The following is an 18,302-nucleotide window of genomic DNA, read 5'->3' on the forward strand; positions in this document are numbered from 1 at the left end:
TGCTTGACGAATCGAGCCGATTTTGAAGTGTCAACCATCTCCCCGAACACCCGTCAGCTATGTCCCCGGGCTGAACAGAAGCGAAGCAATCCAGAGTCGCGCGCTGAGCCCTGGATTGCTTCGGCGCAAGGGCGCCTCGCAATGACGTGGAGAGACATAAGATCACCTTCTCGCGGCGCATCGGCGCCCGAGCTTTGCTGTTCGTTTGCCCCCTTGAATACAGAGGGCGCAGGGAAGACCGGGAGCTCGCCGCCCCCATGGCCCCCGTGCGAAAGAAATGCACGGGGCAGGAACCACAGGTTCGGCTGGGACATCCCGGCCTTCCCTGCGCGATGGCTTTACGGCTTACTCCGTGCTCTCCCCAGGGACCGGCTGTCTTGCCCCTGTCATCAGCGCCATCGTCGGCGCGAACTTGATCTCAGCACCGGGAGATCAGGACCACACGGCTTGATCGTGCGCATCAAACCGTTCGTCGGCACGATCGCTCGCGCTGCGGTTCGATACGCCCATCGCATCCCGCACCCCACGTTCGTGACGACCGCGATACGCCCCTCAGATCGAGGCGGGACGAGCGGAGTGAACATCAAATTCTGAAAAATGGAAACAAGAATATTTTTGCCGATGGGACTGGACACGAGTGATCCAGCTGAACTGGCTGACGAAATCAGTCCATCGGCGCACATAGAATTGACAGCTCGACAGGCCATGAGAGGAGAGCGCGCGCCGCGAATCCAACAAAACTGAGCGGCCGATTTGCCCGACGGGCGGGCGGGGATTTTCGCCGTCGCTGCGTCGCAACGACCGCAACAAACTCGGCCCCTGATCTCGCCATATCCTGCGATCGGGCAATGAAGACGTGATCCCGATAGGGGGAGACCAGATCGCGATCGAGCTGAACGTGATCAAGAACTCGGCATCGATAACGTCTCCAGCTCCTCGATGCCGATGGGAGGCTTGCTTCGCCACGCCATGATGAAAGCGCGCTTGGCCAAGCTGTCCTGAACACGAGCGATCTGCATCCGCTCTCTGGCAATCCGCGCCCGCAGCAGGGGATCGCGAGTTCCGGAGGCGGCGAGGCATTTGTTGATCACCCAACCGAACGGCTCGATGCCGGCGCGCCGCAGGTCCTCCTGGAGAGCGGCGGCCTCCGAAACGGGCGTCGTTTCCGGCAGGGTCACCAGGATGATCTGCGTGTAGGTGGAATCCTGCAACCGCATCAGCGGCGTGATCACCCGGCCGGCACCGCCCGGCTCCAATTGGCTCGTCAACTGGCGATGATAGGCCCCGGTCGCATCGAGTAGGAGCAGGGTATGACCGGTCGGCGCCGTATCGAGCACCACAAAGGCGCTCCGAGCCTCCGCAACCACGTGCGAGAAGGCATGGAAAACGGCGACTTCCTCCGTGCAGGGCGAAGCCAGGTCCTCAAGCAGGAGCGCCTTGCCCTGCTCATCCAGGTCGCGGCCGCGGCTCGCTAGTATTTTCGCGACATAGCGCTCCGTCTCGCGCCGAGGATCGATCCGGTCCACCGTCAGCCCTGGGCTCGCGGCGTCAACGACATCCGTGACGTGGGCCGCTGGATCGGTCGTGCTGAGGTGGACGGCATGCCCGCGCCTCGCGAGGCCGACAGCGATGGCAGCCGCAATCGTCGTCTTCCCGACGCCGCCCTTACCCATGACCATGATGAGGCCGCGATTGCGGTGAGCGATGTCATCGACCAGACGGTCGAGTCCCTGCACGTCAACCGGCACTCCAACTTGTTCGCCAGTCGACGTCTCAAGCCGTGGACCGGACGACGACAACACTGCCCTGAGCGCCGCGAGACCCACAATGTCGAACCCAACCAGTGGGATTTCGTCCCGCGGCAGCTTACGCAGCGAGTCCGGCATCGAGGCGAGAGCCTCATCCTGATCCCGCTCGAGTGAACTTGCGACCGCGTCAGTAGGGTCAGTGGCGTGAAAGCGTCCGTTCACGGCGAGCGTCTGATTGGTGAGATTGAGCCCATCAAGTTCGCTCGACGTTCGCGCCGCCTCCCGGATTGCGCTCCGGTCGGCGCGGGTCACCAGGACCACGGTCGTCCGCCTCGGATCGCTCAGCGCCTGAAGCGCTTGTCGAAAACGATCCTCCTGCATCTTCAAACCGGAATGCGGGCCGAGGCAGGAGGCGCCGCGGCTGTTGTCCTTCAGAAAACCGGTCCAAGCCTTCGGCAGGCTCAGGAGCCGCAGGGTGTGGCCGGTCGGGGCCGTATCGAAGATGATATGGTCGTAACCCGCTCTGTCTCCGTCGAGCAATCCGACGAACTCGTCGAATGCGGCAATCTCGGTGGTGCATGCGCCGGAAAGCTGCTCGCGTATGGTCGATCTCTCCTGATCGGTCACCGTGGGCTCGAGCTGTTCAAGCACGCGAGCTCGGTAGCTCTCGGCTGCGGTCTCAGGGTCGATATTCATCGCGAAGAGCCCTGCCGCGTTCGGCACCGGCACTGGACTGTCAGTTAGTTCAACTTCCAACATCTCGTCGAGGTTCGACGCAGGATCGGTGCTGACCAGAAGGACACGCAACCCACGGTCCGCGAGACTGATGGCGGTCGCACAAGCGAGCGACGTCTTGCCCACACCGCCCTTGCCAGTGAAAAAGAGAAATGGCGTCGGAGCGTTCAGCGCACGCAATCGAAGCATTCAAATCCCTTCCAAGTGATTGTGTGCGACATTGCCGACCCGGGAGCCAATACGATTTTTGTCGCCGACGTTCGTTCGATCCTGTGCATAACCCTGGAATGCCCGACTGACTTTGACGTCCTTTCGGGTGACCAGTCATCCTCCCCGCCTGGATCGGCTGCTGCAGACCAATCGACTGGTAGAGCCTCGGCCGGATTCCTTAATTGCGATAAGTCAACAATCGTGCCGCGGAGCGCAACAGTCGTCGGCATTGCGGCAGCTGCTGTCTGCGATTCCACGACGTGGAAGACCGGCGGCCCGGCCCCGGATGCAGCCCCAAGCCTTCCAGCGTAAGCCACGAGAAGCGAAATTGCCGTGGCTGGCGAGCAGGTCGAATGTTCACGTCTCGGCTCCAAGTTTGTCACGCAGGTCCGTCGCTCACGTTGCGTTCAGAACGGCGCGCCCATGATCTGCACGCGCCGGCGGGATCGCCGGTGGCGCGTTCAGCAGGAAGGGACTCCAAAGCAGCCCCCTCTCGTTGACTTCCGATGGAACCCGACGCCTTCAGAAATGTTGCTCCGCAGTTCCATGCAGCAAAGCGAGAATAAGTTGAATCGCCGTCAGTTCATTCAATCTGCGGCTGCGATCCCGGTCGCCGCATCCTTGACGCGGAGCGCATCAGCCGCGCCGCCTGCGGCGCAGCCGTTCAATGCGGCCTATGTGCGCGACCTCGCGCGCAATCTCGCCGCCAAGCCCTACGCTGCGCCGGATGACAAGCTGCCGGACGCGCTGGCGAAGCTGAACTACGACGCCTACCGCTCGATTCGGTTCTTGCCGGACCATGCGCTGTGGCGCAGTGAGAACCTGCCGTTCCAGGCGCAGTTCTTCCATCGCGGCTCGATCTACAAGGACCGGGTCGAGATCTATGAGGTTGCGGACGGCAAAGCCAGCCCCGTGGCCTATCGACCCGAGGACTTTGCATTCGGTCAGCAAGTCCCGGCCTTCCCGGCGGCCGATCTCGGCTTTGCCGGCTTCCGCGTCCACGCGCCGATGAACCGGCCGGACTACTACGACGAGGTCTGTGTGTTCCTCGGCGCGAGCTATTTTCGCGCCGTCGCCAAGGGTGAGATTTACGGACTGTCGGCGCGCGGGCTCTCGATCGACACCGGCGAGGCCAAGGGCGAGGAGTTTCCGGTGTTCAAGGCGTTCTGGCTGGAGAAGCCGACGCAAGGCGCCACCGCAATGGTGGTGCATGCGCTGCTCGACAGCAAGAGCGCGACGGGCTCCTACCGGTTCACGATCCGCCCTGGCGAGACCACCGTATTCGACGTCGAGGCATCGCTGTATCCGCGCGTCGAGATCGCTCACGCCGGACTGGCGCCGATGACCAGCATGTTCTTCTTCGGACCCAACGACCGCAACGACGTCGACGATTTCCGCCCCGCCGTGCACGATTCCGACGGGCTTGCGATGTTCAACGGCAAGGGCGAGCAGTTGTGGCGCCCCCTCAGCAATCCGCGCGACCTGCAGGTCAGCGTATTCAACGACCTCAATCCGCGCGGCTTCGGCCTGATGCAGCGGGAACGGACATACACCGCCTATCAGGATCTCGAATCGCATTTCGAACGGCGGCCGAGCCTGTGGATCGAGCCGATCGGCGACTGGGGTGACGGCGCGGTGGTGCTGTTCGAGATCCCCACCAACCAGGAAATCCACGACAACATCGCCGCCTTCTGGCGGCCGAAGACGCCGCTCGCGGCCAAGGGCGAGCACAACATGACCTATCGCCTGCACTGGGGGCCCGATGTGCCGAAGCCGAATACGCTGGCGCGCTTCACGCGCACTGGCGTGGCCACCCGCGGCGAAGGCCGGCTGTTCGTTCTCGAGCTCCAAGGCGACGCCTTGAAGAGCCTCGATCCGAACATCGTCAAGGGCGTGGTCAGCGCGGCGAAATCCGAGGTGACGAACATCGTCGCGCAGCCGAACCCGGAGACGCAAGGTTGGCGGCTCAGCTTCCAATGCGCGGTCGGCGATGCGCCGGTCGAGCTCAGGGCCGAACTGGTTGCCAACGACAAGCCCGTATCCGAAACCTGGGTCTATCGATGGACGCCATGACCGCAGCGCAGCCGCGTCCGACCTATGAGGCTAGCGACGCGAGCTTTCTCCCGGCCGAGGCGCCGCTCGCGATGGTGCCGTCGCCACTCAATCATGCCGCGCCCGGCCGACGTGCCATCACGAGCGGCGGCCGCATCGCATTCCGGCGCGCTCTCATCTTCGCCGGCACCGCGGCGCTGACGCTGGCGGGCTGCTACAAGATGTACGAGGTCGTCGAGGTCGGTGGCGTGACCGTGCTGGAAGGCATGGTACTCGTGCTGTTCTCGATCCTGCTCGCGTGGATCGCCTTTGCCTTCGTTTGCGCGCTGGCCGGCTTCTGCGCCCTGCTGGGGCGGCGGCGCGATACGATCGCGATCGACATCGACGGTCCCCTGCCCTCTTTGTCCGGCCGCACAGCCATGCTGCTGCCGACCTACAATGAGGATCCGGACGCGGTGATGGTGCGGCTGCGCGCCATGATCGAATCGGTCGCCGGGACGGGACAGGCCGAGCGCTTCGACTGGTTTCTGCTCAGCGACACCACCGATCCCGACATCTGGATCGGCGAAGAGGCTGCGTTCGTCGATCTGCGCCAATCCTGCGGCACAGATCGGGTGTTCTACCGCCACCGGGCCGACAATGTCGCCCGCAAGTCCGGCAACATCGCCGACTGGGTGCAGCGCTTCGGCGCGGCCTACGACTATATGATCATTCTTGATGCCGACAGCCTGATGAGCGGCGCGACCGTGGTCCGGCTGGCCCATGCCATGGAGAACGCGCCGCAGGCGGCGCTGATCCAGACCCTGCCCGTGATCGTCAACGGCACCAGCCTGTTCGCGCGGCTGCAGCAGTTCGCGAGCCGGCTGTACGGCCCGATGATCGCGGCCGGCAATGCGTGGTGGTATGGCGCGGAAGGCAATTACTGGGGCCACAATGCGATCATCCGGGTCGCGGCCTTCGCGCAAGACGCGGCGCTGCCCGAGCTCCCCGGGCGCAAGCCGTTCGGCGGACATATCCTGAGCCACGATTTCATCGAAGCCGCCCTGATGCGCCGCGCCGGCTGGGGAATCTACATGACGGTCGATCTCGACGGCAGCTTCGAGGAGGTGCCGCCGTCGCTGATCGATCACGCCGCGCGCGACCGGCGCTGGTGCCAGGGCAATCTGCAGCATCTCGCCGTGCTGCCGGCGCGCGGCCTGCACTGGGTGTCGCGGCTGCATCTGCTGATCGGCATCGGCGCCTATGTCACCGCGCCGTTGTGGTTTGCCTTTCTCGTGCTCGGCATCCTCATCTCGCTGCAGGCCAACTTCGTCAGGCCCGAATATTTCCCCAAGGGCTTTGCGCTGTTTCCGACCTGGCCGGCTCAGGACCCGGTGCTCGCCGCCCAGGTCTTCGCGGCGACGCTCGGCCTGCTCATGGTGCCGAAGCTGCTCGCCTGCCTCTTCACGTTGTTCACGCCGACGCGACGCCGAGGCTTTGGCGGCGGGTTGCGCCTCTGCGTCGCCGTGCTGGCGGAAACGCTGCTCGCGGCCCTGATCGCGCCTTCGATGATGATCTTCCAGTCGATCGCCGTGATCGAAATCCTGATGGGGCGCGACGCCGGCTGGCAGGTGCAGCGCCGCAGCGACGGCGGGGTGAGCCCGCAGGAGATCCTTCGCAAATTCGCGCTGCCGACGGTATGCGGCCTGGTCATGGCGGCGAGCGCCTATGCCGTCTCCGTCCCCCTGCTGGCCTGGATGTCGCCGGTCATCGCCGGCCTCGTGCTGTCGATTCCGATCGGTCTGCTCACGGGCGGCCGCAGCACCGGCGCCCGCCTGTTCACGACGCCCGAGGATCGCGCTCCGCCGCCGGTGCTGTTCCGCGCCAAGCAGCTTGCGGAGAATCTGCGGCCGGATCGCCGGGCGGCGCTGGTCGAACTGCGCCAGAACGCCGGTCTCTGCCGCCAGCACGTTGCGTCCCTGCCGCCGCCTCGGCGTCGCGAGCCGGGCGACATCGACGTCGACCTCGCCACCGCCAAAGCGCGGATCGCGGGGGCCGGCTCGTTCACGCAGGCGATCCGCTTCCTGTCGCGCCGTGAGATCCTGGCCGTGCTCAGGGATGGCGCGACGCTGGAGCAGCTCGTCGCACTTCCCGCATGAGCGCCTGGACGACCTGCCCTATTTGGTCAGATGCGCCGATGCGATCGCCTGCTGGAACAGCGCGGTAAGCGCTGCGCCGATGCTGCCGCTCGAATCGACCTCGTAGTAGTAGCCCGGGCTGGCGCACGATTTCATGATGCCGCTGATCGAATCCCGCCATGGCGCGATATAGGTCGTGTACCAGCTGTTGTTGGTGATCGCGAGATAGGTGGTGTAGAGCACGGCGATCTTGATGCCACGAGCCTTCAACGCATCGCAGGTCGTCGTGTTCAGCGGTTCCTGGCAGCGGCCGCCCGAGAGAACTGTCTTGCTGCAGGTGGTCGGATAGGAATAGTCGGCGACGCCATCGGAGACGAAGAACAGCCATTTCTGCGGGCTGGTCGACGAGCCATCGCCCTGGGTCGGGATGACGCCGTTCATCGCGGACATCGCACCGTCGAAATCGCTGCACATGTCGTTGTTGTAGCCGCTGTAGGGGATCGTCATCAGGTCGAGCGAACCGACCGACGATTTCACCGAGGACATGCTCGAGGACAGGCTGGCGATGGTCGTCAGGCCGAGCGAGCCGCAGTCGCTGCCCAGGCTGTACACCGCCATGCGGTACTGGTTGCTGACGACCTGGCTGGCGGTCGCCGTGTCCGTGAGCGACTGCGTCGCGCTCCGGACGACGTCGATGCGCATCGTCACGCCCTTCTTCTTGGCGATGGAATAATAACTGTTGGTCTGCAGCGTCTTCTTCGAGCTGGACGTATAGGTGTCGTGGCAGGCGAAGGCGCACTTGTCGGACGTCGCATTCTGCAGCGTCGTCATGTCGGCCGTGGTCGCGCCGAGACCCTGCGACGGCGAGTTGTCGAGCAGAACGTAAAAGTCCATGTAGGTCGGGAACGAGGCCGAAGCCGACGACGAGGCCGAGACCGTCATGGTCGGGTAGCCGAACATGTGCATGAAGGCCGTCTTGACCACCACGGTGGCGCTGCCGGTCACGGTCCGCGCGGTGACGCTATCGCTGATATCGATGTTCAGCGAGTCCGCCGCCAGATTGTGCGCCGACATCTGGCCGTTGAACATGTTGGTCGCCGCCGTCTTGGCGTCCGACGCGGCGCCGCGCATGGCGGTGTAGCCGGTCGCGGCCAGCATCGCGGCGTCCATCGAAGCCGACAGCTTCGCCTTGGCGCGCACGGCCATCGAATAGTCGATCGCCGAGCCGACGAAGGCGAGGATCGGGAGCAAAGCAAGCGCGAAGATGATCGCGATGTTGCCGCTCTGGTCGCGACGGAACCGCGACAATAGCCTGAGGTATCTATTTCCGGCCAGCACGGCCACACTCCAACGAACACGGTGATGTTGCCGGGAATGTTGCGGATCAAGCGTTGCATTGGAATTGATGGAATTGCCGAGAATTGGTTACGTTGCGTTTCCGATTGTCGTAAGCGGCCTTTCTGCGGTGCCGTTGCACCACTCGGAGCGACATGACCGCCATGCGGACGCTTTTTTTTGCGGGCCCCGGCATCGAATGCCGGACGGATCTCATCGGCCCGCCGCCCCTGATCGGCGCGGCACCCCTCCTCTGGTACCCCGATTGCAAAGCGGCGGCACCGATTGCATAGTCCGCGCGGTTTGCAGCGCCGGGGCGCGCTGATTCTCTGGGGGAGTTGGGGACGACGATGGCGGATGCCGATCTTGATGCCGTGATCCGGCAACTGGCCAAGCAGCAGAACAAGGCCATTCTGGCAGCGGCGAAGAAGCGCAAGGACCGCTTCAACGGCATGGCCGTCAAGGCCAAGGACAAGGACGCCAAGGAGCGCTTCAAGCTGCTCGCCCGCGAGGCGGTCGAGCAGGCCAATGCCGCCGCCCGACGGCTCCTGATCTCCGCCGACAACGTCGCCGACAGCTACGCTCGCGCGATGCGCCAGGCCGCCGCCGCGGAGCTGCCCAGGAAGCCGGAGACCAAGCAGCCGGAGAAGAAGGCCGACGGTGCGGCGGCCAAGCCGCAAGGCGGCAAACAGGCTGGCAAGGCTGCCAGGAGGGATCCTGCGAGGCCCGCGCCGAAGAAGGCCGCCCGGAAGGCCTGAGCCGGCCATCGAGCGCGGGACGCCGCGCCACTCCGGAAAATTCCGCGCTCGATAGCAACCATCGCCGCGCCCTTCGACTTGCCTCCGCAACATTCTGTCCGGAGGACCGTATGAAGGCGCTGGTTTGGCATGGCAAAGAGGACATTCGCTGCGACACCGTCAGCGATCCCGAGATCGAGCATGACAGGGATGCCATCATCAAGGTGACGAGCTGCGCGATCTGCGGCTCCGACCTGCATCTGTTCCACAACTACATCCCGGCGATGATGCCCGGCGATATCATGGGCCACGAGACCATGGGCGAGGTCGTCGAGGTCGGTTCCGGCGTCAACGGCAAGCTCAAGAAGGGCGACCGCATCGTCGTTCCCTTCACCATCATCTGCGGCGAATGCGAGCAGTGCCGGCGCGGCAATTTCTCGGTTTGTGAGACCACCAACCGCAACAAGCATCTTGCCGAGAAGGTGTTCGGACACACCACTGCGGGCCTGTTCGGCTACACGCATCTCACCGGCGGCTATCCGGGAGGCCAGGCCGAATACCTGCGCGTGCCGTTCGCCGACGCCACGCACATCAAGGTTCCCGACGGCATGACGGACGAGCAGGCGCTGTTTCTCAGCGACATCTTCCCGACCGGATGGCAGGCGGCCGCGCAATGCGACATCGAGCCGGACGATACGGTCGCTGTGTGGGGCTGCGGCCCGGTGGGACAGATGGCGATCCGCAGCGCCATCCTGCTCGGCGCCTCCCAGGTGATTGCGATCGACCGCATTCCGGAGCGGCTGGCGATGGCCGAGGCCGGCGGCGCCATCCCCCTCAATTTCGACAAGGAGAGCGTGGTCGGGCGGCTGAACGAGCTGACCGACAACAAGGGCCCGGAGAAGTGCATCGATTGCGTCGGCTTCGAGAGCCACGTCACCCTTGCGCAGCCCGACAGCGTGATCGATCGCGCCAAGCAGATGTTCATGCTCGAGAACGACCGGCCGCACGTGCTGCGCGAGATCATCTATGTCTGCCGTCCCGGCGGCATCGTCTCGATCCCCGGCGTCTACAGCGGGCTGTCCGACATGGTGCCAATGGGCGCGCTGATGAACAAGGGCCTGACGATCCGCACTGGCCAGACCCACGTCAACCGCTGGACGGACGACCTCGTGCAGCGCATCGAGGATGGCCAGATCGACCCGTCCTTCGTCATCACCCACACCGTGCCGCTCGCGCAGGGACCTGAGATGTACCGCGCCTTCCGCGACAAGCAGGACAGCTGCGTCAAGGTCGTGCTGAAGCCATAAGGGATCGCATCGCATGTTTCATTTCTCGAATCTCGTGAGATCCAAGGGCGACCCCAAGATCATCTCGACCGGCCCCAGCTCGCTGACGCCGGCCGATCGTCTGGCCCGCGGGCTCGGCTGGTTCAGCATCGTGCTCGGCACGCTGGAGCTGCTGGCGCCGCACCGCGTCACGCATGCGCTCGGCATGGAGGGCCGCGAGGGACTGGTGCGGGCCTATGGCGTGCGCGAGCTGTTCGCCGGCGTGCTCACGCTGTCGGTGGAGAAGCGGGCCGGCCTGCTGAGCCGCGTCGCCGGCGACGGGCTGGACATGCTGACGCTGGCCGGTGAGCTCAGGCCGAGCAATCCGCGCGCGGGCAGCGTGCTGGCGGCGCTGGTCATGGTCGGAGGCATCACGGCGCTGGACTACATGTGCGCCCAGGACGTCAAGAGGCAGCACGATCCGCGACGCGGCCGCAAGCGCCTCTATAGCGACCGCAGCGGCTTTCCCAGGGGAATCGCGGCCGTGAAGGGCGCGGCGCTGCCGCGGCCGTCGCGCAGCGCCGCCGCGACCTAGCCGGCCTGTGACAAGCGTCCTGAAGCTACGGCTTCAGGACGACAGAGAACAGGCGAAAGCCCGCGACCTTCGGAAACGCCTCCGCGGCCTCCGGCGAGACCAGGGCCACCACGGCCGCGCTCACCTCGCCATTGTTCAACCGGGTGATCGCGGTGGCCTGCCCTTCCAGCAGCAGCACCTCCGTCGCACCGGCCGCATTCATGGCCGCGGTGATCTTCGCGTTGGACTTGGCGTAGCGCTCGTCGATCGCGATCACCTTGCCGCTGAGATCGCCCAATCCGCGCACGGTGGGACGCGCCAGCAGCACCGCGACGAGATGACTGTCGGCGGGCCCCTCTGGGACACGCAGCGCGGTCATCCGCTCGGCCAGCTCGGCCGCCACCGTCACCGCAGCCACCATGACGTCGCTCTGGACCTTGGCCGGATTCGGCATATCCGTCGTGACGGAGGGGGTCTTGATCACCGGCGCGGGCGCGCCGTCAGCCGGCGCGACCGGATCGGGCCGCGGCGTGCGCGCCGGTGCCGCGAGCGGCTTTTCGATCGGTTTGTCAATCGCCTTTTCAATCGGCTTTTCAATCGTCTTGGCGGTGACGATTGGCGACTTGACCCGGCGCTTTGCGGCGCGGGCGTGCTTGTGCTGCAGAGCCGCGCGGCGCGCGACCGCGGCTGCAGGCTTGTGGATCGTGTCGGCAGGCTCCAATGATTGCGGCGACTGGTCGGCGACGGGACCGTCCACGCAGGGCCTTCCGCTCAGATCGACGCAAGGCGAGGCCACCTGCGGCGTCACCTGGTGGCTGCAGCCGGCCAGGGCCAAGGTTGAAACGACGGCCAACGCGCCGAGACAAAGCGCTCTCACTTTTCCGCTCCTGACGACTCTCCCGCGCACGAGACGCGCCTCTGCTCCGGCCTGCTATTTCAACGGCCATCCGTTAAACTCAGGCTTAAGCGCCGGTCCCGGCACGCGGACTCAGTGAGGCGTGGTTAATGTCGCGCGCACAAGGCGGCGACATTGGCCGGCCTCGACCGCGAGAACCCGGCATTCCCTCAGCGGATATCAAATAGGCCTCACGCCGCCGCGGGGGGCGTGCACGAATTCCGTTGATCGGATCACCGCGCGCCGCCATGTTGCGGCAGGTTCGTCGCGACGCCCCGCGTTCCCTGCGCCTGCCGCGGCGGAACGAAGCGCCGCCGCAGATGTTTCTCGAACTTGCGAAGGATGCTCCATGGCCAAGACAGACCCCGCAGCCGGCAGGCCGATCGCCAATGCCGCGCTCGCCAACATTCCGCGGCTGATCACGGCCTATTACGCGCTGAAGCCCGACCCGCACGAGCCGACCCAGCGCGTCGCGTTCGGCACGTCGGGCCATCGCGGCTCATCGTTGAAGACCGGCTTCAACGAGAACCACATTCTCGCCACCAGCCAGGCGCTCTGCGACTACCGCCGCCAGCAGGGCCTCGACGGCCCCCTCTTCGTCGGCATCGACACCCACGCTCTGGCCGAGCCGGCGCTTGCCAGCGCGCTCGAAGTGTTCGGCGCCAATGGCGTCGAGGTGATGGTCGACAAGGACGGCGGCTACACGCCGACGCCGGTGATCTCGCACGCCATCATCTCCTACAACAAGGGCCGCACGGCGCATCTCGCCGACGGCGTCGTCATCACGCCGTCGCACAATCCGCCGGAGGATGGCGGCTACAAATACAACCCGCCGCATGGCGGCCCCGCCGACACGGACGCGACGGCCGAGATCGAGCGGCAGGCCAATGTGTATCTGGCCAACGACCTCGATGGCGTATCGCGCATCAGCTACAGCCAGGCCAAGCAGCGCGGCTCGTTGCACGCTTACGACTACATCACGCCCTACGTCGCCGATCTCGCCAACACCGTCGATCTCGACGCCGTCAAGGCGGCCGGGATCAAGATCGGCATCGATCCGCTCGGTGGCGCGGCGATCGCCTACTGGGCGCCGATCATCGAGCGCTACGGTCTCAACGCTGAAATCGTCAACGACGTCGTCGATCCCACCTTCCGCTTCATGACCGCGGACTGGGACGGCAAGATCCGCATGGACTGCTCCTCGCCCTACGCGATGGCGAGCCTGATAGGCATGCGCGAGCGCTTCGACGTCGCGTTTGCCAACGACACCGACGCCGACCGCCATGGCATCGTCACCCGCTCGGGCGGGCTGATGAATCCCAACCACTATCTAGCGACGGCGATCTCCTACCTGTTCGCTCACCGGCCCGGTTGGCGAAGCGATGCCGCGATCGGCAAGACCATCGTGTCGAGCTCGATGATCGACCGCGTCGCACGCAAGCTCGGCCGCAAGCTCGTCGAAACCCCCGTCGGCTTCAAATGGTTCGTCGAGGGCCTCGGCTCCGGCAGTTTCGGCTTCGCCGGCGAGGAGAGCGCAGGCGCCTCGTTCCTGAAGCGCGACGGCACGGTGTGGACCACCGACAAGGACGGCCTGATCCTCGGGCTGCTCGCGGCCGAGATCATGGCCAGGCGCGCCCGCGACCCGAGCGAGCTCTACAAGGAGCTGACGGCCGAGCTCGGCGCGCCGGTCTATGAGCGCATCGACGTGCCGGCGAGCCCGCCGGCAAAGGCGGCGCTGAAGGCGCTGACGCCGGAAATGCTGAACCTGAAGGAGCTCGCCGGCGATCCCGTTCGCATGGTGCATACGAAGGCTCCGGGCAACGGCCAGTCGTTCGGCGGCATCAAGGTCGAGACCGACTACGGCTGGTTCGCGGCGCGACCCTCCGGCACCGAGGACGTCAACAAGCTCTATGCCGAGAGTTTTCGCGACGCCGAGCATCTCAAGCGGATCCAGAGCGAGGCCCAGGCGGCGCTGGCGAAGGTGGGATGAAAGGGCGAGTAGCGAATAGGGCGTAGCGAATAGGGTTCTCGCCGTTTCCCATTCGCCATTCGCTATTCGCCCCTGCCCCCTTCCCTCCCGCCCCCCGCATCGGATATCGATGGCTGGACAACGACCTGACAGCCATCGGTGAGACCGGATGCGAAGCTCTTCGACTGCCTTGCGCGTCACCTTCAGCGCGCTCGCAACCTCGTTCATGCTGGTTGTCAGCGCCGCGGCGCAAATGGCGCCGGAGGCGGCCGCACCACGTCCGAAGCCGGCGCCATCGATGCGCGCCGCGGCCTGCCATAACGGCCAGAGCTTCGACCGGTTTCTCGCCGAGCTGAAGCAACGCGCCATTGCCGAAGGCGTGTCGCAGCGCGCGATCGCGGCCGCCTCGCCGTACCTCACCTACAACCAGGGCATCGTCAATCGCGACCGCGGCCAGCGCGTGTTCGGTCAACTGTTCACCGAGTTCGCCGGCCGGATGGCCGCGCCCTACCGGATGCAGAACGGCCAGCAGCACATCCGGATGCATGCGGCAGCGTTCGCGCGCGCTGAGAAGGAGTATGGCGTGCCCCCGGCGGTCATCGCCGCGTTCTGGGGCCTGGAGAGCGATTTCGGCGCCAACATGGGCAATCTGCCGGTGCTGCCGTCGCTGGTGTCGCTGGCCTATGATTGCCGCCGCAGCGAGCGCTTCCAGAATGAGACCATCGCCGCGCTGAAGGTCATCGACCGCGGCGATCTCGCGCCGGAGGAGATGATCGGCTCCTGGGCCGGCGAGCTCGGTCAGACGCAGTTCCTGCCGACCCACTACGTCACCTATGCCGTCGACTATGACGGCGATGGCCGCCGCGACCTCCTGCGCAGCGCGCCCGACGTGATCGGCTCGACCGCGAACTACATCGCGACCGGACTGAAATGGCGCCGCGGCGAGCCGTGGCTGGAGGAGATCCGCGTGCCCCAGGCGTTTCCGTGGGAGCAGGCCGATCTCACCGTCAAGGCGCCGCGCAGCAAATGGGCCGGCCTCGGCGTGACCTATGCCGACGGCCGGCCGCTGCCGAACGATGCGCTCGAAGCCTCGGTGCTGCTGCCGATGGGCCGCAACGGCCCGGCGTTCCTGGCCTATGCCAATTTCGCCGCCTACACCGAGTGGAACAATTCGCTGATCTATTCGACCACCGCGGCCTATCTCGCCACCCGCATCGCCGGCGCGGCGCCGATGCGCAAAGCCAGCGGCCCGGTCGCGCAACTGCCGTTCAACGAGATCAAGGAGCTGCAGCAACTCCTGGTAAAGGCCGGCTTCGACGTCGGCAAGGTCGATGGCGTGCTGGGGCAGCAGAGCCGCATCGCGGTCAAAACGATGCAGGTGCGGCTCGGGCTGCCGGCCGATTCCTGGCCAACGGCGGAACTGCTCGTACGCATGCGCGGCACGCCGCGGGCGCAGGCGGCGCCGGCTTCAGCGACAGCGACACGGTAGGTGAGCCGACATCATCGCGCGGCGCTCCTCGTCTCTCAATTGCAGATGACTTATTGTCCGACTTCATGCGACCGTGTCGTCCGCTCTTCGCTATTCCAATTTATCACCTCGGAATTGGACGGCCAGATGATCGCTCAGGACAAAAGCGCGAGCAGACGGGCAATTGAAGCCCGATTTGGCTTGTAGCGCCGATCTTCATCCTGACCCTGTTCGGCCACCCAGGCTCGTCGTTCTCCACGACCTCGATCCGGCATTTCGGCCACGGCTTGGGGAAATCCTCCAGGGGACGCGTCCACAATCGCCGTGACCTCAGCGTGAACGACTGGAATGCACGGCGACCGCAAAAACCAGAAAGATGCAGTTGCATTCTCTTGGACGCCGCCCCATCTCCGAGGGCGCGCGCTTTCGTCGCGACGTCTCCTGCCAAAAGAGAGCATCATGTCCTTTTACGATTCGACCGTGCCGGCCTACCTCCAGATCCTCGGCAGCCTGTCCGGCCTGCTCAGCAAGGCCGAGGCCCATTGCGAAGCCAAAAAGATCGCCCCCGAGGTGCTGCTCGGCGCACGGCTGTATCCGGACATGCTGCCGCTCTCCAAGCAGATCCAGCTCGCCTGCGACTTCGCCGCCAAGGGCTGCGCGCGGCTTTCCCATAGCGAGGTCCCGAGCACGCCCGACACCGAGACGACGTTCGCCGAGCTTCGCCAGCGGCTTGCCAGAACCATCGATTACCTGAAGACGTTCCAGCCGGCGCAGTTCGAAGGGGCCGATAGCCGCGACGTCACCTTTCCAAGCGGGCCCAACACCACGCTGACCCTGAAGGGGCAGGACTTCGTCAACCGCGTCTCGTTTCCGAACTTCTATTTCCACGCCGCGATCGCCCACGGCATCCTCCGCCACAACGGCGTCGAAATCGGCAAGCGGGACTTCCTGGGCGTCGCCTGATCCCTTTCGTCTATTGCAACAGGCTATCCAACGGATGGCCTGTTGCGGCCGCTCCATCGCGCGGCACGTCTGCGCCGGACGGATACCTCGCGGCATTGCGCTGTTCGCGGCAATGCACAACTCACCATGACCCCCCTCCCCTCTCCTGGAAAGATCCCGATGAGTGCATCCAAACTGTTCGCGCCATATCAGCTCGGTCCGGTCACCCTCGCCAATCGCGTCGTGATGGCGCCGTTGACCCGCAACCGCGCGGTGGACGGCCTCGCGCCGGGTCCGCTGACGGCCGAATATTACAGCCAGCGCGCCTCCGCCGGCCTCCTGATCTCCGAGGCCAGCCAGGTCTCGCAGCAGGGCCAGGGCTACCAGGACACGCCTGGCATCTATTCCAAGGAGCAGATCGCCGGCTGGCGCAAGGTGACCGACGCGGTGCATGCCAAGGGCGGGCGCATCTTCATCCAGCTCTGGCATGTCGGCCGTATCTCCCATGTCTCGCTGCAGCCGAATGGCGGTGCGCCGGTCGCGCCCTCGGCGATCGCGGCCAAGACCAAGACCTTCGTCGGCGGCGCGTTCACCGACGTCTCGACGCCACGTGCGCTCGAGCTCGCGGAAATTCCCGGCATCGTCGCGGCGTTCAAGCAGGCCGCGCTGAATGCGATCGAGGCCGGCTTCGACGGCGTCGAGATCCATGGCGCCAACGGCTATCTGCTCGACCAGTTCGCCAAGGACGGCGCCAACAAGCGCACCGACGCCTATGGCGGGTCGATCGAGAACCGCGCAAAGCTGATGCTCGAGGTTGCCAAGGCCGTGTCGGAGGCGATCGGCGCCGACAGGACCGGCATTCGGTTATCTCCGGTGACGCCGGCCAACGACATCTCGGATTCCAATCCGCAGGCGCTGTTCGACTACATCGTCGACCGGCTCGCGGCGCTGAATCTGGTCTACATCCACGTGATCGAGGGGGCGACCGGCGGCCCGCGCGACGTTGCGCCGTTCGACTACGCGTCGCTGCGCAAGCGCTTCAAGGGCACCTACATCGCCAACAACGGCTATGACCTCGCGCTCGCGAACAAACAGCTCGATGCCAACGCGGCCGACCTGATCGCCTTCGGCCGGCCGTTCATCGCCAACCCGGATCTGGTCGAGCGGCTCAAGGTCAGCGCGCCGCTCAACGAGCTCGACCGCGCCACCCTCTATGGCGGCGGCGAGAAGGGCTACACCGACTATCCGACGCTGAAGGCGGCGCAAGCGGCGGAGTAGTCGCCATCATCACGTAGGGTTGGCAAAGCAGCCGCTCGCAGGGCGGCCGCGTGCCCACCATGCCTCCGCGAGAGCGGAGGGAGCGGTGGGCACGGCGCACGAGAGGCCGCGCCTGTCGCAACATCTCGCTTCGCGCCTTTGCCCACCCTGCGCTTCTGCGATCCGGCACATCCCCACCTACATCATGCTGCCGGGCAGGAAGCACCGCACATCGATGCGCAGGCCCGTATTCAGCTCGCGATAATACACGGGCCATACCATCGTCCGGCCGGCGCGATTGGGCTCGGTCACCACGGCCTCTTCCGGAACGACCCACCATTGGCCTTCAATGCGAACACGGTAGCGGCCATCCTTCGTGTCCCAATCCGTGTCCGAGAGCGCGGTGCCATCCGCATCCGAGCAGCACGGCCCCTTGCCCGAACGCAAACTCTCGAACCAGCCCTTGAGCGGAGAATTGGCGTAACGCCCATCGAGATCGCGCGCCGCCGCATCGCCAAGCAGCAGAGAATGCGTCCCCAGACTGCCAGCGAGAAGCACGACAGAGATTGTCGCTCGTATCCAAGGAGGCACGTGGGGCCGGTGAACGGCATCCATCGATGACGTGATGATCGATACAAGGCTTGAAGATCTACGGCTCATGTGCGCCACCTCGCTGCTCGATACGATGCGCAATAGCTGGTCGGGTTCTGTGGCGGAAGTTCGTAGTTGGCGGAAACCGGTAGCAACTAATCGCGATGCTTCGCAAATTCCACAGGCGCGCAGCGATCTCGTTCACGAGGTCAGCGGGATAATTGCCCAAAATCCATCGTGAGCAGACTCATCGACGATTCATACCGGCTGCGTAGGGTGGGCAAAGCAGCCGCCCGCAGGGCGGTCACGTGCCCGCCGTGCATCCGCGCAAGCGGAAGGAATGGTGGGCACGGCGCGCGGTGGAGTTGAGCTCGCGGCATGCAGTATCGCACGCGCGCCTTTGCCCA

General features: G+C 65.3%; 13 protein-coding genes. 9 read left to right on the forward strand and 4 right to left on the reverse strand.

The genetic code is table 11. From position 1 onward, the window contains the following. Positions 1–902: 902 nt before the first annotated feature. Positions 903–2,672 (reverse strand): arsenical pump-driving ATPase, encoded by a 1,770-nt coding sequence (gene arsA / locus ACQR0U_RS23875; RefSeq protein WP_434842913.1) that lies wholly within the window; start codon positions 2,670–2,672, stop codon positions 903–905. 588 nt (positions 2,673–3,260) lie between these two features. Between arsA and ACQR0U_RS23880 the strand changes: the two genes are divergently transcribed. Then, complete coding sequence (locus ACQR0U_RS23880) at positions 3,261–4,766, forward strand: glucan biosynthesis protein G (protein WP_316167427.1); 1,506 nt, start codon at positions 3,261–3,263, stop codon at positions 4,764–4,766. Beyond that, the gene (mdoH, locus tag ACQR0U_RS23885) at positions 4,754–6,883 is read left to right on the forward strand and encodes a glucans biosynthesis glucosyltransferase MdoH (protein WP_316167426.1); all 2,130 of its coding nucleotides are present in this window, start codon (positions 4,754–4,756) and stop codon (positions 6,881–6,883) included. The genes ACQR0U_RS23880 and mdoH overlap by 13 nt, the downstream gene beginning before the upstream one ends. Before the next feature lie 18 nt (positions 6,884–6,901). Here mdoH and ACQR0U_RS23890 read toward each other — a convergent pair whose 3' ends face one another. Continuing rightward, positions 6,902–8,200, reverse strand: coding sequence for a TadE/TadG family type IV pilus assembly protein (locus tag ACQR0U_RS23890; RefSeq protein ID WP_315717320.1), 1,299 nt, complete (start codon positions 8,198–8,200; stop codon positions 6,902–6,904). A 347-nt stretch (positions 8,201–8,547) separates the two neighbouring features. On the opposite strand from ACQR0U_RS23890, the gene ACQR0U_RS23895 reads away from it, so the two are divergent. From ACQR0U_RS23895 to ACQR0U_RS23905, 3 genes are all read left to right on the forward strand, one after another. Beyond that, positions 8,548–8,955 (forward strand): hypothetical protein, encoded by a 408-nt coding sequence (locus ACQR0U_RS23895; protein ID WP_315717321.1) that lies wholly within the window; start codon positions 8,548–8,550, stop codon positions 8,953–8,955. Positions 8,956–9,065: 110 nt separating this feature from the next. Then, positions 9,066–10,241, forward strand: a complete 1,176-nt coding sequence (locus ACQR0U_RS23900) for a zinc-dependent alcohol dehydrogenase (protein ID WP_434842911.1) — start codon at positions 9,066–9,068, stop codon at positions 10,239–10,241. 13 nt (positions 10,242–10,254) lie between these two features. Further along, on the forward strand, positions 10,255–10,794 hold the full coding sequence (locus ACQR0U_RS23905; RefSeq protein ID WP_315826999.1) for a hypothetical protein: 540 nt from the start codon (positions 10,255–10,257) through the stop codon (positions 10,792–10,794). Between the two features lie 25 nt (positions 10,795–10,819). On the opposite strand, the gene ACQR0U_RS23910 is transcribed toward ACQR0U_RS23905, so the two are convergent. Beyond that, positions 10,820–11,650: a hypothetical protein gene (locus ACQR0U_RS23910; RefSeq protein WP_315750382.1), complete on the reverse strand. Its 831-nt coding sequence runs from the start codon at positions 11,648–11,650 to the stop codon at positions 10,820–10,822. A 367-nt stretch (positions 11,651–12,017) separates the two neighbouring features. Between ACQR0U_RS23910 and pgm the strand changes: the two genes are divergently transcribed. From pgm to ACQR0U_RS23930, 4 genes are all read left to right on the forward strand, one after another. Continuing rightward, a complete protein-coding gene (pgm, locus tag ACQR0U_RS23915) occupies positions 12,018–13,658 on the forward strand; it encodes a phosphoglucomutase (alpha-D-glucose-1,6-bisphosphate-dependent) (RefSeq protein ID WP_316188106.1) in 1,641 nt (546 codons plus the stop codon). A 232-nt stretch (positions 13,659–13,890) separates the two neighbouring features. Beyond that, entirely contained in the window at positions 13,891–15,126 is a 1,236-nt protein-coding gene (locus ACQR0U_RS23920; protein WP_315827133.1) for a lytic murein transglycosylase, read from the forward strand. A 438-nt stretch (positions 15,127–15,564) separates the two neighbouring features. Further along, positions 15,565–16,068 carry a DUF1993 domain-containing protein gene (locus ACQR0U_RS23925; RefSeq protein ID WP_315717326.1) on the forward strand — a complete coding sequence of 168 codons (504 nt, stop codon included), beginning with the start codon at positions 15,565–15,567 and terminating at the stop codon, positions 16,066–16,068. Between the two features lie 159 nt (positions 16,069–16,227). Continuing rightward, positions 16,228–17,325 carry an alkene reductase gene (locus ACQR0U_RS23930; RefSeq protein ID WP_316226348.1) on the forward strand — a complete coding sequence of 366 codons (1,098 nt, stop codon included), beginning with the start codon at positions 16,228–16,230 and terminating at the stop codon, positions 17,323–17,325. Between the two features lie 177 nt (positions 17,326–17,502). Here the strand turns inward: ACQR0U_RS23930 and ACQR0U_RS23935 are convergent, their stop codons facing one another. Beyond that, positions 17,503–17,919: a hypothetical protein gene (locus ACQR0U_RS23935; RefSeq protein WP_316171622.1), complete on the reverse strand. Its 417-nt coding sequence runs from the start codon at positions 17,917–17,919 to the stop codon at positions 17,503–17,505. Positions 17,920–18,302: the final 383 nt, after the last annotated feature.

Origin of the sequence: Bradyrhizobium sp. HKCCYLRH3097, from assembly GCF_051167875.1 — a bacterium.
Classification (GTDB): domain Bacteria; phylum Pseudomonadota; class Alphaproteobacteria; order Rhizobiales; family Xanthobacteraceae; genus Bradyrhizobium.

What these genes read in the sequence shown, in the direction of transcription:
- pgm (WP_316188106.1), top strand. Translation starts at nt 12,018, where the DNA reads ATGGCCAAGACAGACCCCGCAGCCGGCAGGCCGATCGCCAATGCCGCG.
- ACQR0U_RS23935 (WP_316171622.1), bottom strand. Translation starts at nt 17,919, where the DNA reads ATGGATGCCGTTCACCGGCCCCACGTGCCTCCTTGGATACGAGCGACA.
- arsA (WP_434842913.1), bottom strand. Translation starts at nt 2,672, where the DNA reads ATGCTTCGATTGCGTGCGCTGAACGCTCCGACGCCATTTCTCTTTTTC.
- ACQR0U_RS23905 (WP_315826999.1), top strand. Translation starts at nt 10,255, where the DNA reads ATGTTTCATTTCTCGAATCTCGTGAGATCCAAGGGCGACCCCAAGATC.
- ACQR0U_RS23920 (WP_315827133.1), top strand. Translation starts at nt 13,891, where the DNA reads ATGGCGCCGGAGGCGGCCGCACCACGTCCGAAGCCGGCGCCATCGATG.
- ACQR0U_RS23900 (WP_434842911.1), top strand. Translation starts at nt 9,066, where the DNA reads ATGAAGGCGCTGGTTTGGCATGGCAAAGAGGACATTCGCTGCGACACC.
- mdoH (WP_316167426.1), top strand. Translation starts at nt 4,754, where the DNA reads ATGGACGCCATGACCGCAGCGCAGCCGCGTCCGACCTATGAGGCTAGC.
- ACQR0U_RS23930 (WP_316226348.1), top strand. Translation starts at nt 16,228, where the DNA reads ATGAGTGCATCCAAACTGTTCGCGCCATATCAGCTCGGTCCGGTCACC.
- ACQR0U_RS23925 (WP_315717326.1), top strand. Translation starts at nt 15,565, where the DNA reads ATGTCCTTTTACGATTCGACCGTGCCGGCCTACCTCCAGATCCTCGGC.
- ACQR0U_RS23895 (WP_315717321.1), top strand. Translation starts at nt 8,548, where the DNA reads ATGGCGGATGCCGATCTTGATGCCGTGATCCGGCAACTGGCCAAGCAG.